The following is a 14,805-nucleotide window of genomic DNA, read 5'->3' on the forward strand; positions in this document are numbered from 1 at the left end:
AAAATAAAATGAATGGCAGTGGCGGACGGAGAGAAATCGGTATCCCCTACATGAAGTGAATCACCGCATCGAAAGAGGGGGCGTATTCTGTTCCATGATCGAGCAAGGATTGGTACAACATAATAGAAAAATAAAGGAGAAACAGATGGAAACAATTTTAAAAAGCGAACGCATTCTCTGGAACGGCCAGTGGCAGTCCGGGGCGATGATCATCGAGGATGGGCGGCTGAGTGGGTTTACCACCGACCCTAAGCGGCTGGCCGGCGCCGTGGATTATGGAAATCAGCGGATTATTCCGGGAATTTTCGATACCCATAACCATGGGACACACGGATATGGGCTGTCGGGACAGGTCAGTGAGGATCCGGCGGTTCAGAAACCAACCATTCGGCATTATCTTAAAGGCTTGGCTTCCCAGGGTGTCACCAGCATTTTCCCAACCTGTGCGGTGGGGATGATCCGCAGCGTCAGCGAAGTGGCGGACGAAGAGAATGAAGGCGCGGATATCGTGGGGATACACAGCGAAGGCCCATGGCTGAACCGCGTTGGGGAAAAGGGAATCAAAACCGGCTGGCCGGAAGTATCTCTGGATACCGCGAAGCAGATGGTTGCCGATGGTCAGGGAAAGCTGAAGCTGGTCGCGCTGGCACCGGAAATTCCGGGGATTGATCCGATCATTGAGTATTTCCTGTCGCAAGGCGTGACACTGGCTTATGCGCACAGCGACTGCACATATGAAGAAGCCATGGCTGCTTATGCTAAGGGCATTACCGTAGCGACGCATACCGGCAATGTCATGACCGGGCTGCATCATCGCGATATCGGCGGCTTGGGTGCTTCGCTGAATAATGAAAATGTGGAATGTGAAGTGATCTGTGACGGCCTGCATATCAGCCTGGAAATGCTCAAGCTGTATTTCAAGCTGAAAGATCCGTCACGCTTCATGATGATTTCGGACTGTTCCGGGATGGCCGGGGCGCCGATTGGGCAATACAAGGGCTGGCATCCAGGCATGATCATTTCGATTACGCCGGAAGGCTTCTGCCTTAGTGATACCGGACGGTTGTGCGGCAGCTCCAAGCCGGTGCTCTACGGCATCGGCAATTTGGTCGAAAAGCTGGGCATGCCGATGAGTACAGTCAGCCGCATGGCTTCGCTCAATCCGGCTAAAAAATACGGACTGGCCGACCGCAAGGGTTCGCTGGAAATCGGCAAGGATGCCGACTGCGTTGTCATTACTGACGATTATCAGGCCGTTGCGACGTATGTACGCGGACGCAAGGTCTATGACTGCGAGCAGGACACTGACCTGTTCAATCCTGAATTCTATCGAGAAATGAAAGTGGAGGATCAGGCATGAGCACCATTCTGCGCTCACGCCGCATCGTCACGGAGAACGGCATCGTTGACGGCGTGATTGAAATTAACGAGGGTAGAATTGTCCGTATCGGTCCGGCTGAGGGGCCCGTTGATTGGGATTTTGAAGATCAGCGGATCATTCCGGGCATCATTGATATCCACAATCATGGCTTCGGCGGCTGGTCGATGACTGATCCGGCCACATGTCGGGATGTTCAGGGTTTTGCCAAAGCCGTGGCTTCGGTCGGGGTGACCGGCGTGCTGCCGACAGCCAAAGAGGAAGCTTTCGAAGCGATTGCCGACTGTACGGATATTCCGCTGGATGGAGCCTGGATTTACGGCGTTCATTCCGAAGGTCCGTTCTGGGCGCGCGGGGGAGAAAATACCGTGGGTGAAGATTACCCGCTGCCGGATGTGGAGGAAGCCCAGCGGCTGATCGACAAGGCTAAGGGCAAAATGGTGATGATGGCAATTGCGCCGGAACTGCCGAAAGCTTATGACGTCATCCGTCTGCTTCATGAAAATGGGATTAAAGTTGCTTCCGCTCACACCAAGGCTTATTCCGAGGATATCCACAAAGCGATGCAGGAAGTTGGATTGGATATCGTTACCCATCTGTGCAACGGCATGCGCGGCATTCATCACCGCAATGTCGGAGCATTAGGGCAATATTTGCTGGAAGACAATCTGCGCTATGAGCTGATCACGGATTTAAACCATGTCTGCAAAGAGATGATTCAGATCTGCCTGAAAATGCAGCCGGTGGAGAAGTTCTGTCTGATCTCGGATTCCAATTATATCGCGGGGCTGCCGACCGGGCATTACATGCGCTATAACAAAGAGATGATCGCGGACGAAAAGGGTCTGATCCTGGATCTGCATGGACGGATCTGCGGCAGCGGCAAGTGGGTGCTGTATAACATCGGCCAGCTGGTCAATGTCGTAGGCGTATCGCTGGAAGACGCGGTGCGCATGGCTTCGCTCAATCCGGCGAAATTCTTGGGCATTGATCAGCGGACGGGCTCTCTGACGGAGGGCAAGCAGGCTGATCTGGCCGTGATTGACGATCAGTATCAATGCTTGATGACAATGGTTGAAGGCCGGATTGTCTATGACCGCAATCAGGACAAGGATGTCTTCAATCCGGAAGCGATGAAGCGGAAGATCGCATAATCAGGACGAAATATGAAACGCTGTATTATCAAAGCCGATGATTACGGCTTCACCGAAGCGATCAGCTTGGGAATTTTGAAGGCCTATCGCGATGGAATTGTGCGCAGCACAGCCGTGATGGTCAACATGCCGGCAGCTCCTGCGTCCTTGGAGTGGATAAAGGAAGTTCCAGGTTTGTGTCTGGGACTGCATATCAATATCGTCGTAGGCCGGCCTGCCGCCGATCCAGCTGTAGTTCCCGGATTAATCGACGAACAGGGGATTTTCCACAGTTCCAAGTTCTGCCGTGCCGCTCTGGCCGCCGGACAGGATCCGGTTCCGAGTAAAGATCAGGCATTGGCCGAAGTCGAAGCACAGATTCGCCGGTTTATCGCGCTGACCGGCAGACTGCCGGAGTATCTGGAAGGGCATGCGATTCGTTCGCGGAACTTGTTGGAAGCGATGGCTGAGCTGGCCAAACGTTATGATCTGCCGCATTTGTCCTACCTGGAAAATCAGGATCATAAGCTGATTCAGCGGCCGCAGCGCGCGAATGCCATCTATTCCTTTTATGAACAGGGCGTGGAGCCGGCTGATTATTTCTTGCAGAATCACAGCGGGATTGCGGATTTGCCGCTGTCGTTAGTCACGCTGCATCCTGGTTATCTTGACCGTTCAATTTATCAGATGTCGTCTTTTACTGAAGTGCGTATCAAGGATCTGGAAGCCGCGACTTCACCGCAGGTTAAAACCTGGTTTGCCCAACAGGAAATTGAATTGATTTCCTTCCGTGATATTACAAAGTATTAACTGAAAAAACGGCTTTGCAGAAAGCCGTTTTTTTCATGAAGCCTGAGCGCAGGTCGTTCCCTTCCTCGTTTTGTCTGAAGCAGACGGATCTGCCGCGAAGGCAGAAATTCATCCGGGAACTGAGAGATCGGTAAGGAATTTCTTACGGTTTGTCATCAAGCTCTTCAATATCCGGACGGACGTGTTTGATCTTCAAGCTGTCGCCGGCCAGTTCGTCTAAAGAAACTTCCAAGGCATTGGCAATGTCTGTCAGTTTGGGCAGACTGAGCTTGGTAGAGGCGTTTTCCACATTGCTCAGATGCGGGATGGAGAGGCCGGCAGCCTCGGCGAGTTGTTCCTGAGTCATTTGCCGATGCCTGCGGATTGCGCGGATGCGCTTGCCTAAGGCGGCATAATTGACGTGATTCATAAATATTCACTTCCTTCGCGATTATTGTAGCGGGAATTGAACAAAAAGGTAATAAGCTGGGTAAATAAATAACAGATTTAATATTTAATTTTTAAGCTTTTTTACAAGACTTTTTCAACGAGCTTCCAAAAGCGTAAAAAGTAAGTGGATAATTCATTTTAAACAACGATGTAAATTTAATAGTGCAACAATTATTTTTGTAAAGATTATGATTCATTGCCTTATTTAAAAAGAATGTAATCATTATTGAAGATAATTACTGAAATTAGAGTGGAGTGGAAAATCAAGGGGTAAGAGGTTTAGAAATTATTAAATTCTTGAGTGCGCTGCATGTTGAAAGGATTAAAATAAAGTTTGATTAAATCTGATTTAAGATTAAAAAGTCTGCCAGCGATGGCAGACTGTAAGCCTCAAATCAGAATAACTTAAACCGGTTTGAAACAGGAAACTGCAGAGTAACCGGGTGATCTTTCAGCGCTTCCCCTTTCTGCTTCCGGGAATGAACTTCGGCATACAGCGAACTGAGGCTGATCAGCAACCGGAACAGATCGTTATCAAAGTCTTCATTCTTAAACCCTTCGTAGACCGCTTCCTTCATCCATTCCACCGCAGTCAGCTGGAAGATTGTCACCGAAGTTGTCTGATTGGACGTATGTAAGGAAAGATGCTCGTCGATCGGCAGCTCAGGAAAGGCATTTTCAGCACAGATTTCCGGCAGAAAGAAACGGAACTGCTCAGCCAGGGAAACATCATTGAGATCCCGGCTCAGAATTTCTGTATAACGATTGAGCTTTTCTTCAGTATCGCAGGCCTGAAACAGACGCATGGCTTGGGTTGTCATGGTGTGGATCTGAGCTTTTGTGTAAGGAAACAAAGCGGCCTGCGTTCTGTCCTGTTCAAGCAGGAAAATCTGCCTGCGGGAAACAAATTCGCTGTTATCCCATGTTTGAACCACCGCGGTAATGGCTTCGCTCAAAAAGCGGCAGACAACACCGTTGACCCGACATTCCGCATTGACGCTGCCATCCGCTTGGCGGGCACCGTAAACTTGAATGACTGTGACTTTCCGACTGCCGAGAACCTGCGGCAACAAGCCTTTCAGCGCGTTCCAGTAATCCAGCCGATGATCGGTGCTCAGGGGCTGACCCATGCCGATGACTTCACTTTGAATGCAGTTCCATTTGCGTTCTTTTCCACCGAACTCGGTTGTCAGCTGCAGAACTGATTCGTCGCGCATTAACGTGATGACGGCCGCCATCATGCCGAATAAGAAGCTGGCCGCAGCCGATCCGATTGCCTGATCCGGATCCTTCCCTGCTCCGCTGCAGCGCTCAACCAGCGTTTCGTCAAAGCGCGGACAGTCGAGTTCAAACGTACAAACCGCCATCACCCGCTCATCTAAACTGTCAATCTGGGCACGAACGCGCAAATCCCAGCGGGGAAAGACAAGCTGATCGGCTTCTATCCGATTTGCTTCCATGCTGGCGCAGACTGTACTCAGCTGCTGCAGCAGGCGGGCATTTTCTCTTTTTAATTCTTGATTATTCATAACTTCACTCCTCAACTTTTTTATTGTAGCGCCGCAGGGGGAACTTCCGCAACAAAAACAAACTAAACCTGACTTCCATCAGACACAAGACATTCCGCTTTTTTTAGGAGGAAGGTTTGCGAGGAGCCCAATCAGAAAGTAAAGTGAAAGGAAGCTGCCGGGATTCTCATCAGCCAAAGAAGCTTCGGCAAAGGATTCTATGCTTTCAGCCGGAAGTCTTGACTTTCCGGGTCTTGTTCGATCAGATCCTGCTGCATTAATTCCTGGAGTAAAGTTTCAGTTTGACCGGAGGTCAGATGAAGCTGGGTTTGGATATACTGCGGGCTTGCCTGAATTTCCGTGGTGATCAGATCCAATACCCGCTGCTGGAGTGTCTGCCGCTTTTTAAGCCTGCGTGAAACCGGCAAGCGGAACAGCACTTCGTGGCGCTGCTGATGAGCGGTAAGCTGCGGGACCGACCAGCCCTTTTGCTTCCAGATCGCTTCAATCCGCAATAGACCTGTGCCCTGACCATCAGCGGCTTTGATGAAGTGAAACATCTGATACAAAACCGGATTGGCGGGGAGTGTCCGGCGGGTGAGCTGACCGCTGTTGACGATCTGGACTTCCTGATCGTTTTCACGGATCTCAATCTGCGGATGATCTTGATAATCAGCGTGAGCCAATGCATTGACCAACGCTTCATTAATTCCCCAGGCGATTTCCTCAGGATGCTGACATTGAACCTGATGACGGGCAGAGAAGTAAAAGTCGCAGCAGTTTTCTTCCTGCTGATGGCCGCTTAGCTGATTGCTCAGGCAAAGACCGGGAAAGATACGATGCAGCACTTCTTCGCTGCCAAACATCAACAATCCCGCCAGCGTTGGCCGCAGACTTCCGTCATTCGCAAAATAAACGGCGTTGATCTGAAGCAGAAAACTAAGCTCCGAAATCATGTTCCAGACCGAATCCGGCTGAATCTTACGGTAACACTCTCGATAGGTCTGGATTGAAGAAGCTTTTAGATCGCTTAACGTGGCGGAAATCACCGGTCTTCCATCCGGCAGTTCGCGGAACCGATTTTCCATCATTGTCTGTACTTCACTGATCTGACAGCGATAATCCCCTTCCCCACCGCGCCGATAGGTTCCGGAAAACGGTGAAGCGCCCAGATAGACCGGCTTTTCACAGGCCAATGCCTGTGGAACTTCAATCACAACGATCCAATGATCCTGAACTTTGACAACCTGAACCTGATCGCGCTGAAGCAGATTGACACTGACTAATTCCGGATTGGTTACGATCTGCCAGAACTGATCAGCCAGCTTCTGCGGATCACTCAGCGCTACGGTCTGAAAATATTTCTCCGGTGTTTCAATGACGCCTAAAAGCAGGACACCACCGACGGTATTGGCAAAGGCGGAGTAGGTTTCCCATAAGCTATGCGGCAGTCCACCCTGGGCTTTCTTGGCTTCCAGCCGGTTGTTTTCCTGATAACGTGCAAGCTGCGCCAATTCGATCATGAAGATCCCCACCTTTCTTTTCTCTCTTTACTGTAGTCTATTCCCAACGGGATTTCCAGTATTCCTTTCAGAAAAGAAAACAAAAAAGGACGGCGATTAAAATTCGGCGTCCGAATGAGCATTTTGTGAGGATGGCGATTCTTGACCGTTTGGGGATTCGGGAAGATCCGGCTGATATTCCATAATATCTTCCACGCGGCAATGCAGCACTTGACATAAGCGATCAATCGTCAACACAGTGACGTTGGCGTTCTTCTTCATCCGAACCAGCTGGGATTTACTAATGCCGTAATCCTTGATCAGCTTATATCGGGATATATTGTTGTCGGCCAGCGTTTTCCACAAACGATCGAAAACTATCATGACTTAAACACCCCATCTTTCTTTACATTTTAGCGTGAGTACGATATAATTTATAGGTACTATATATGATCCTTATTTTATCCTCTCCCCCCTGAGTATTCAAATCTGGCAAAACCAAATCCTAAAGCAAAAGTAACCGCACTACTTTCGTAAAAAAAGACAGTCTGGATATTGAACATCTGATCGAACTAGCTGAGTTGAACAGTCTGGAAGAGCTGAAGCAGAATTAAGACCTAAGAAGTTGGACGGTGAAGCACTAGGCGAAAATTCTATACTGAATAGCTGATTTTCAACTTCTGCTTCCCTTGAGAATTATATATAGTAAAAGAAAACAAGTCTAAGTAAAGACAACATACCAGTTTTGAAACAGGAATAACAAAGATGATAAAAAAAATTTGGAAATGGATTTTAACTTTATTTCAACCGAAGTCTCATACGGAAATAGAACAAGGAACACCGGATTACCGTCAAACCTGGTTTGAACAATGCGAACCGGGCTTTTTGGTCTGGGCGCGGATGCCGCTGTCTGAGGAAGAACTGGCAAAGATTGATCCTGCGCATCAGATCCGACCGTATCTGATCCTGGCAAAAACCGCGACCGAGCTGATTGTTAAAGCCTGTTCATCCCGACCCTATGCCAATCTGCGCGAATACCAGACCGTGATGCTGGAAAAAGATCACCCGCTGAATAAGCAGACTTATATCGATCTGAAGCATAATTATACTTTGACAGCGGAACTGCTTCAAAACAAACCGCTTCCCGTAGAGCGGCATAACTTGCGGCGCATCCAGAAGCATCTAGTGCTGGTCTTTCAGCTGGATCACATTTATCATCCCTATCTTGCGGTGGGTCTATTTTGGGAAAAAGGTGATATTCTTGAAATTGACCATGTTCTTTGGTATATGCAGGAGTTTATCCCTGGAAAGCTGAGCTTAATCCGTTTGTATCGAAAATACCGTTCGTATATGGAGGATGCCGGCTGGAATCTGTTTTTCTGTGGTGGCCGGGCTTACTTTACCGATTTTGCCCATCCGGTTATCCTTCAGGGTAAAACCCGACTGGAACTGGTGCATCGGGCGGCAGCACATGAAATTGAATATGCGGATTATTGCATCAGTCAGGCAAAAACGCTGCATATCCGCTGGGTTCCTGGGGTGATAATGAAGCGGAATACCGAGGCTTACATCGTGCTGACGCGGACATTCCGGGGCTGGAACTGTCTGGAGTGGAATCACAATAAGAAAAAATGGCGCAGCAAATGGATTCGGGATTTTAACGGCATGGAATATGCTGGTCGAGTTCGTCGGCTTAAGCTGCGTTCCTTAATCGCTTCCTTGATGAAGGTGGGGCTTTTCCAGTTAGAAAAAATGGATCCAGAGCTGCTTGACTATTTGGGCGGCAAGGATCAGGATTGGGAAATGTTGCAGCGTAAGGCGGATGAGCGATTCCTGATCAGGGGCATCAACCGCTCCGCCGCCTGAGCTAAAAAAACGCCATTTTCTACGAACCTGGATGGGATCTGGATGAAAGTTTTTTCGTCCGCTTGGAAACAAAATGATTACAAAACGGCATAGATATAAAACAGAAAATTAAGCTCTGAAATTTTCTTTTGTGGTAACATAGCTCCCTTAAATCTCTAGCGATTGATAATATTTTTCTACTTCTGAAGAAGATAAAGTTTTTGAAAGTAAAATGAATAAGTGCAATTTGTGATAATGTAAAACTAGAGAGGTGGTCTTGCCATGCAATCTTTTAAAATTACGCCAATAAGCAATGATAAAAATCAAATGTTAAGGCTGCTGATCAAGTTGGATAGACATGTTTTGAAACAGTAAGAATTAATTGCATACACTCAGCAAACGCAGATTTGTTCTCTATCTACACTACAGAGGATAGAGAAAGGAAAAATCGTAATAGATGATGTAGTTTATCACAAGTTAATTAATCGAATGGGTTATATTCTTGGTTTAATCATTTAACTGTTTTCAGATGTTTTGACGAACACTTCTGAAGTTTCTTTAAACGATGACATAATTATGGTATAATAAAAACACAAAAGGAGGCTGGTCGTATGCCACACATTATTCCCATCCGAGACTTGAAAGATACTGCAGCCATCGCACAGTTGTGCAATTCGTCCAAGGAACCTATCTTTATCACAAAAAACGGATATGGTGAGATGGTCATCATGAGCATGAAGTTCTATGAAGAGAGGATACTCATGCAGGATGTGTATGAAAAGTTGACAGAAGCAGAGGATGACATCCATGCAAAAAAAACAACAGATGCCCATAGTGCGCTCCATGAATTGAGAGCAAGACATGGCCTATAAGATAGAAGTTACGTCTCACGCCGATAAGGACTTGGAGGAAATTCTGACATATATTAAAGAGGTTTTGGCAAATGTCAGCGCTGCCTCTTCTTTTTTAGATGCTGTTGAGGAATGTTACAGCGGTCTGGAGGCATCACCTTTCATGTTTGAAGAGTGTCGAGATCCGCATCTCAGGGTACTGGGATATCATCGAGCTGTGATTAGACACTATGTCATGGTCTATCGAGTAGATGAGACGGAAAAAATCGTCTATATCTTGCGATTCTTCTATGGAGCGCGGGAGTACGAAAAACTCATTTAATAAGATTCATAATAAGATAATCGCAAAAGGGGATGTGACAAAAAGAAAAAAAATAAGAGCCAGCATCAAAAGGACTCAGCTTAAATTGATCTTGAATCATAGCGTTATACCCATCAATTCCTTTGCGTAAGTTAATATAACTTGTGCAATATAGATTTTACTGATCTCTATAAAACTCATCATACACTCAATGCCTTGAGGATTCTTGAAATCAATTCACTATCCAAAGTAGTATTGATGCTGATCTGATTCCCATTAAATGTCAATTGTATTCTTTTGACACCGTCTTCGCCTCCGTGGTTACGGTATTTAGCATTTCCTTCTTGTAAGGGGGCTATATGACGCTTAAACTTGGTGTCGTCAACCGAAAAGAAAATCCGTTTCATCTGTTAATCTGAGGATCGGCAGACGAAGCGGATTTTTGTTTTTTTGATCGGAACGATTTCGGTGAAGTTTATTTTGCGGAAAGGGTGATGAATTCGTCGATCATGTTTTCCACAATCTTCAGCGAATCACGCCAGAAGTCCGGCTTGGTGATGTCGATATCCGCCATCGCGGCAACTTCCTCGACGCTGCTGATCGTTGTGGCTTCCAGCAGTCGGTTGTATTTGTCAACGAAAGCCGGGCCTTCCTTCTGATATTGAGCATAGAGGCCCTTGGCAAATAAGCAGCCGAAGGCATAAGGGAAATTGTAGAAGTTTAAGCCGGCATCGTAATAGTGACTCTTGCAGATCCACATATACGGATGCAGCTGATCATGATCCAGACCTGTGCCGTAAGCTTTCTTCTGAGCTCTGAGCATGATGTCTTCCAGATCGTCACTGAACAGGAAGCCTTCCTTCCGCTTTTCCACCACTTCCGTTTCAAACAGATAGCGGGAATAAATATCGCAGATGACCTGCGTGACATCCTGCAGCGTGCTTTCGATCAGCATCATCTTTTCTTCATCGCTGGCAGCATCACGGATTGCGGCGTTCATGATGACCGTTTCATTAAAGGTAGACGCCGTTTCAGCCACTGGCATCGAATACCGGGTGTTCAGCGGGCTGTGATTTTCGATCCGGTGACCATGGTAGGCATGGCCTAATTCATGCGCCAACGTTACGACATCGCTCAGCGAGCCGTCGAAGTTGGTCAGCACCCGGCTCTGCTTTAACATCGGCAGATTGCAGCAGAAGGCGCCGCCGACCTTTCCCTTGCGCGGGAAGAAGTCGATCCATTCCTCATCGAAGGCGCGTTCGATAATTCCAGCGACATCCTTGGAAAATGGCGTGAAGTTCTGAATTAAATAAGCCTTGGCTTCCTCAACGGTAAAGGTTCGGGTACTTTCTCCCATCAGCGCGAACAGTTCATAAAACGGCAGGCCGTGGGTATAGCCGAGCACCTCGGCTTTATGGCGCAGATAGGCGTGGAAATGCGGCAGCGCCTCATCAATCGCCGTAAACATGGCATCCAAAGTGGCCTTGCTCATGCGGGAATTGAACAGTGTCATATCCAGGACGGAATCAAAATGGCGTAGTTCGCTGACCGTGTTGGCTTCACCCTTGATGGAGTTGAGTGCGAAGCAGACCGCGTCCTTGATTTTATCGTAGGCCTGCAATTCCGCTTCATAGGCTTTTTTGCGAACCTCTGGATCCGTGCTGTAGGCGAGATTGCGGATCGAAGACAGCGTGTAATCCTGGCCGTCCATCGTTACCGCCACCGTAGAGGTCATATATTCCTGCAGCTGGGCCCAGGCGTTGGAACCGTTCAGCTCCATCTTGCCAATCGCATCCTCGACCTCATCGCTCAGCGTATGAGCGCCGTGACTGCGGATTTCCTGCAGCCAGAAGGCGTGCTGCTGAAACAGCGGATCACTGGAAATCAGTGCATCCAGATCCTGTGCCGCGATCCACTTCTGAAACCGTGTAGACGCCAAAGCCGACTGACTGGCTTTGATCTGAAAGCGGGAATTCATCGACACCGTTTCCTGATCGGCGGTGTTGGCGGACTGACGCAGCGATAAATAAGCGCCCAGCCGACGAGTCAGCGTCTGATAGGCGGACAGCTGTTCAATGATCGCTTTCAACGTGGATTTTGGATCCTTTGAATCCAGCGTTTCCGCCAGCGTGTTCATTTCGGCAATCCGGGTGTCTAAAGCCGCGAAATCCTGCTGGAAGGCTTCGCTGTCATAACCGGTGTAGAGGTCGTTTAAATTCCATTCGTTCATCCTTTAATCCTCCTGTTTCTTCCTGTTGCTTAAAATCATCAGCAAGGCCATCACCAACATCATGCCGACGGCCATTCCGGCGCTGTCGATCAGCATATCCCGCAGCTCGCAGCTGCGCCCGGAAGAAAACCGCTGCAGATTTTCGTCCAGCACCGGAATGATGAAAAACGGCAGCAGTGCAACCTTGCCTTTCATCCATGACCAGGGCTGGAGGCGATAAGCCAAGCCGATCAGAACGCCCAATAAAGCATATTCACTGAAATGCGCCAGCTTGCGGATGACAAAATTTAAAAAATCCGTTTCCGGATGCAGCCCGACCGTGTTTAAGACCGGCCGCACCCACTCGCTGACCGTTAAGCTCATGCCATTGGACGTTGAGGCGGAAGCAGCGGAATTGGAAAAAATAAAAATCACCATCAAACCGACTAAAATCCAACAACTTTTCTTTTTCATCCTCTGCTCCTTTCTGACTTCCTGTATTATAAACCAACTTTTCCAGTAAAGAAAGAACCATGATATAATGGAGCGTGAAGTGAAGGAGGAAACAGTTTTGGAAATGAAGAAAATGATTCGGGACCTGCCTTGGGTTCTGATTGGTAATTTTATGCTGGCGCTGGCGGTAGCGATGTTTATTCTGCCGTATAATATTCTCTCCGGTGGGGTCGCGGGTATCGCTGTCGCCTTAGAGCCGTTGTTTCATATTGATCCGACAATGATGGTCAATGCGCTGGTTTTAGGGATGTTTGTGCTGGGAACCGTGTTTTTGGGGAAAAGCTTTGCGGTCAAGACGGTAATCAGTTCCTTGATCTATCCGGTATACCTGACGGTGATCACGCGCTTTGTTCCGATTCTTGAACTGGATCCGATGCTGGCATCGCTGTACGGCGGCCTGATCGGGGGATTAGGCATCGGCATGGTTCTGCGCACCGGAGCGAGTACCGGAGGCATGGATATACCGCCGCTGATCGTCAATAAATATACCGGCATCAAAATCTCCACGCTGGTTCTGATCACGGATGCGCTGACGGTGGGGCTGGGGTTATTTACCTATGGTCTGGAAGCGGTGCTGGTTGGCTTTATTTCCGTCTGGGGCACGTCGTTTGGGATTGATAAGATGCTGACGCTGGGCGGCGGCAACGCCAAGGCAGTGCAGATTATTTCCGAGGCTTATGTTCAGATCAACGCGGCTATTCAGTCCGAACTTGACCGGGGAACAACGCTGACCGATGCGACAGGCGGCTATACCGGCGCCCCGCGGAAAGTGATTCTGGTCGTTGTGGAAAAGAAGGAATATCCAAAGCTGCTGGAATTGGTCAATCAATTTGATAAAAATGCCTTTATGATCACCAGTGATGCCACGGATGTCCATGGTGAGGGGTTTAGCCTGGAATTTAAGGTATAGCTTTCCTGTTTTTGAGCAGGAAGGGATCAGGCTCTTACTCGAATTTGGGTGAAGCATAAACAATAAAAAAGAGGAACAGTGAAATGATACGTGCAGTGAACCGCATAATCTTACTGTTCCTTTTATTCTTGTCTTTAACGATATCCTTACCGAGTAGACTGTGTTTCTTTCTTTAATTTTGATTTTTCTGCCGTTGTTCCTCTTTACGCTTTTTTATCCAAGCTCTAATTTTTTCATCTTCTGCCTGTTTTTCTTTTTCCGTCTTAAATTTAGGGGGCTGTACATATCCACCAGCTTCCGCTGCCGCAATATCTAATTCATAGAATGCCTGCATCTCTTCTTTTGTCATTCCGCTGTCCTCCTATCTATAAATATTATACTGCTTTCGGATGTATTTATCTATCAGTTTCTGAGCTGCTAGTTCATCAATCGCCATGTTTTCTTTAGCTCCGAGAGAATGAGCTCCAAGGGTTTTTGCGTAGTGATCCACCAGCTTTGTTTTCGCCGTCATCGTTACAATTCCATCATTGCCATGATTTTTACTTTCGTAACAAGCTATTGCGAAGAGATGGCCTCCAATTCCTTTATATTTTCCTTCATGACTCACATTTATTGGATTCGGTTCCACTAAAAAGACTCTCGTAAAACCTTGTTCATGAGAAAAAGAAATCAATCCCTGAATGATGTCCTCTCCTTTTACATGTAATGCGAATAAGTTTTCACCTTCCGCTTTAGTCCAATCAAAGCGCCATCTTTCGCGTTTAAGCTTTCTTTGTAGGACGGATGTCATTTTGATCGGTCCAAATTCAGTTTCTACAGTTTCCCCAGTAGAGCGAACTTCCAAACAGTCAGTCAAGCCATCTATTTCGATATCCAATCCATTACAATAAACGCTATTTTTAAACGGGTCACTTTCGGATAAGGATCGTTTATTCTGAATTAACCCCTTGTGACTTCCGGCACGCTGCCTTCGCGCCTGTTTTTCTCTGAAAATTTTCATGTTCTCCGCTTCCTTTCTCAATTTTTCAATCCAATGTTCCCTTTCACAGAATGGAATCAGCAAGTTCTGTTTTTATACACGCTTCAATCCCAGTAATAAATATCCGCTATGATTCTTATTGCGCTTTTTCGATAAAACTCCCTATCCTTTTCGCATTTTTCATCATTTCATCACAATTTACACATCTCACTGGGTATTTTTTCTCATCCCCTGCCGATGCAAAAAAGGGGCGTGTGCCCCTGTGCCCATTTGGATGTGTCGTTTTATTTCTGTGTTTTACGTTGTGCGCATATGCCTTTTGTTTAGCGATGTTCAAAGTGGATAAAGGTCTAGGCTCTGTCCGGTTAATAGAAAAGGACAGCTTCGGTTCAAAGGAGAGAATCCCTGTTATTTTTGTTCTATATTGTAAGTTTAAC

Annotated in this window: 15 protein-coding genes; 7 read left to right on the plus strand and 8 right to left on the minus strand. The window is 47.4% G+C overall.

Annotated elements, in window-relative coordinates; all coding sequences use genetic code 11:
• Positions 1-145: 145 nt before the first annotated feature.
• From MCG46_RS04215 to MCG46_RS04225, 3 genes are read left to right on the plus strand one after another with little or no spacing between them, the layout of a single operon-like run.
• Positions 146-1,360 (plus strand): N-acetylglucosamine-6-phosphate deacetylase, encoded by a 1,215-nt coding sequence (locus MCG46_RS04215; RefSeq protein WP_240277946.1) that lies wholly within the window; start codon positions 146-148, stop codon positions 1,358-1,360.
• Positions 1,357-2,532 (plus strand): N-acetylglucosamine-6-phosphate deacetylase, encoded by a 1,176-nt coding sequence (locus tag MCG46_RS04220; RefSeq protein ID WP_240277947.1) that lies wholly within the window; start codon positions 1,357-1,359, stop codon positions 2,530-2,532. Before MCG46_RS04215 ends, MCG46_RS04220 begins: the two co-directional genes overlap by 4 nt.
• Before the next feature lie 12 nt (positions 2,533-2,544).
• Positions 2,545-3,321, plus strand: a complete 777-nt coding sequence (locus tag MCG46_RS04225; RefSeq protein ID WP_240277957.1) for a ChbG/HpnK family deacetylase — start codon at positions 2,545-2,547, stop codon at positions 3,319-3,321.
• Positions 3,322-3,463: 142 nt separating this feature from the next.
• Here the strand turns inward: MCG46_RS04225 and MCG46_RS04230 are convergent, their stop codons facing one another.
• From MCG46_RS04230 to MCG46_RS04245, 4 genes are all read right to left on the minus strand, one after another.
• Positions 3,464-3,730, minus strand: a complete 267-nt coding sequence (locus MCG46_RS04230; protein ID WP_240277959.1) for a helix-turn-helix domain-containing protein — start codon at positions 3,728-3,730, stop codon at positions 3,464-3,466.
• 415 nt (positions 3,731-4,145) lie between these two features.
• Positions 4,146-5,279, minus strand: a complete 1,134-nt coding sequence (locus MCG46_RS04235) for a DUF6348 family protein (RefSeq protein WP_240277961.1) — start codon at positions 5,277-5,279, stop codon at positions 4,146-4,148.
• Positions 5,280-5,476: 197 nt separating this feature from the next.
• The gene (locus tag MCG46_RS04240) at positions 5,477-6,781 is read right to left on the minus strand and encodes an AlbA family DNA-binding domain-containing protein (RefSeq protein ID WP_240277963.1); all 1,305 of its coding nucleotides are present in this window, start codon (positions 6,779-6,781) and stop codon (positions 5,477-5,479) included.
• Positions 6,782-6,877: 96 nt separating this feature from the next.
• Positions 6,878-7,144 (minus strand): helix-turn-helix domain-containing protein, encoded by a 267-nt coding sequence (locus MCG46_RS04245; protein WP_240277965.1) that lies wholly within the window; start codon positions 7,142-7,144, stop codon positions 6,878-6,880.
• A gap of 381 nt (positions 7,145-7,525) precedes the next feature.
• Between MCG46_RS04245 and MCG46_RS04250 the strand changes: the two genes are divergently transcribed.
• From MCG46_RS04250 to MCG46_RS04260, 3 genes are all read left to right on the plus strand, one after another.
• Positions 7,526-8,626, plus strand: coding sequence for a hypothetical protein (locus tag MCG46_RS04250; RefSeq protein WP_240277967.1), 1,101 nt, complete (start codon positions 7,526-7,528; stop codon positions 8,624-8,626).
• A gap of 590 nt (positions 8,627-9,216) precedes the next feature.
• Entirely contained in the window at positions 9,217-9,477 is a 261-nt protein-coding gene (locus MCG46_RS04255) for a type II toxin-antitoxin system Phd/YefM family antitoxin (RefSeq protein ID WP_240277970.1), read from the plus strand.
• Positions 9,467-9,778 (plus strand): type II toxin-antitoxin system RelE/ParE family toxin, encoded by a 312-nt coding sequence (locus tag MCG46_RS04260; protein ID WP_240277971.1) that lies wholly within the window; start codon positions 9,467-9,469, stop codon positions 9,776-9,778. The genes MCG46_RS04255 and MCG46_RS04260 overlap by 11 nt, the downstream gene beginning before the upstream one ends.
• A 454-nt stretch (positions 9,779-10,232) precedes the next feature.
• On the opposite strand, the gene MCG46_RS04265 is transcribed toward MCG46_RS04260, so the two are convergent.
• Both MCG46_RS04265 and MCG46_RS04270 read right to left on the minus strand, forming a co-directional pair.
• On the minus strand, positions 10,233-11,987 hold the full coding sequence (locus MCG46_RS04265; protein WP_240277974.1) for a M3 family oligoendopeptidase: 1,755 nt from the start codon (positions 11,985-11,987) through the stop codon (positions 10,233-10,235).
• Between the two features lie 3 nt (positions 11,988-11,990).
• Positions 11,991-12,440 (minus strand): VanZ family protein, encoded by a 450-nt coding sequence (locus MCG46_RS04270; protein ID WP_240277975.1) that lies wholly within the window; start codon positions 12,438-12,440, stop codon positions 11,991-11,993.
• A gap of 103 nt (positions 12,441-12,543) precedes the next feature.
• On the opposite strand from MCG46_RS04270, the gene MCG46_RS04275 reads away from it, so the two are divergent.
• A complete protein-coding gene (locus MCG46_RS04275; protein ID WP_240277977.1) occupies positions 12,544-13,389 on the plus strand; it encodes a YitT family protein in 846 nt (281 codons plus the stop codon).
• Positions 13,390-13,561: 172 nt separating this feature from the next.
• Here MCG46_RS04275 and MCG46_RS04280 read toward each other — a convergent pair whose 3' ends face one another.
• Both MCG46_RS04280 and MCG46_RS04285 read right to left on the minus strand, forming a co-directional pair.
• On the minus strand, positions 13,562-13,738 hold the full coding sequence (locus tag MCG46_RS04280; protein ID WP_240277979.1) for a hypothetical protein: 177 nt from the start codon (positions 13,736-13,738) through the stop codon (positions 13,562-13,564).
• A gap of 12 nt (positions 13,739-13,750) precedes the next feature.
• Positions 13,751-14,389 carry a hypothetical protein gene (locus MCG46_RS04285; protein ID WP_240277981.1) on the minus strand — a complete coding sequence of 213 codons (639 nt, stop codon included), beginning with the start codon at positions 14,387-14,389 and terminating at the stop codon, positions 13,751-13,753.
• Positions 14,390-14,805: the final 416 nt, after the last annotated feature.

It is taken from the genome of Holdemania massiliensis, assembly GCF_022440805.1.
Taxonomy (GTDB): Bacteria; Bacillota_I; Bacilli_A; order Erysipelotrichales; family Erysipelotrichaceae; genus Holdemania; species Holdemania massiliensis_A.

Excerpts from the sequence above, each read along its gene's own strand:
- MCG46_RS04235 (WP_240277961.1), bottom strand. The coding sequence starts at position 5,279 with ATGAATAATCAAGAATTAAAAAGAGAAAATGCCCGCCTGCTGCAGCAG.
- MCG46_RS04240 (WP_240277963.1), bottom strand. The coding sequence starts at position 6,781 with ATGATCGAATTGGCGCAGCTTGCACGTTATCAGGAAAACAACCGGCTG.
- MCG46_RS04225 (WP_240277957.1), top strand. The coding sequence starts at position 2,545 with ATGAAACGCTGTATTATCAAAGCCGATGATTACGGCTTCACCGAAGCG.
- MCG46_RS04280 (WP_240277979.1), bottom strand. The coding sequence starts at position 13,738 with ATGACAAAAGAAGAGATGCAGGCATTCTATGAATTAGATATTGCGGCA.
- MCG46_RS04220 (WP_240277947.1), top strand. The coding sequence starts at position 1,357 with ATGAGCACCATTCTGCGCTCACGCCGCATCGTCACGGAGAACGGCATC.
- MCG46_RS04245 (WP_240277965.1), bottom strand. The coding sequence starts at position 7,144 with ATGATAGTTTTCGATCGTTTGTGGAAAACGCTGGCCGACAACAATATA.
- MCG46_RS04230 (WP_240277959.1), bottom strand. The coding sequence starts at position 3,730 with ATGAATCACGTCAATTATGCCGCCTTAGGCAAGCGCATCCGCGCAATC.
- MCG46_RS04255 (WP_240277970.1), top strand. The coding sequence starts at position 9,217 with ATGCCACACATTATTCCCATCCGAGACTTGAAAGATACTGCAGCCATC.
- MCG46_RS04265 (WP_240277974.1), bottom strand. The coding sequence starts at position 11,987 with ATGAACGAATGGAATTTAAACGACCTCTACACCGGTTATGACAGCGAA.
- MCG46_RS04270 (WP_240277975.1), bottom strand. The coding sequence starts at position 12,440 with ATGAAAAAGAAAAGTTGTTGGATTTTAGTCGGTTTGATGGTGATTTTT.
- MCG46_RS04275 (WP_240277977.1), top strand. The coding sequence starts at position 12,544 with ATGAAGAAAATGATTCGGGACCTGCCTTGGGTTCTGATTGGTAATTTT.
- MCG46_RS04250 (WP_240277967.1), top strand. The coding sequence starts at position 7,526 with ATGATAAAAAAAATTTGGAAATGGATTTTAACTTTATTTCAACCGAAG.
- MCG46_RS04260 (WP_240277971.1), top strand. The coding sequence starts at position 9,467 with ATGGCCTATAAGATAGAAGTTACGTCTCACGCCGATAAGGACTTGGAG.
- MCG46_RS04215 (WP_240277946.1), top strand. The coding sequence starts at position 146 with ATGGAAACAATTTTAAAAAGCGAACGCATTCTCTGGAACGGCCAGTGG.
- MCG46_RS04285 (WP_240277981.1), bottom strand. The coding sequence starts at position 14,389 with ATGAAAATTTTCAGAGAAAAACAGGCGCGAAGGCAGCGTGCCGGAAGT.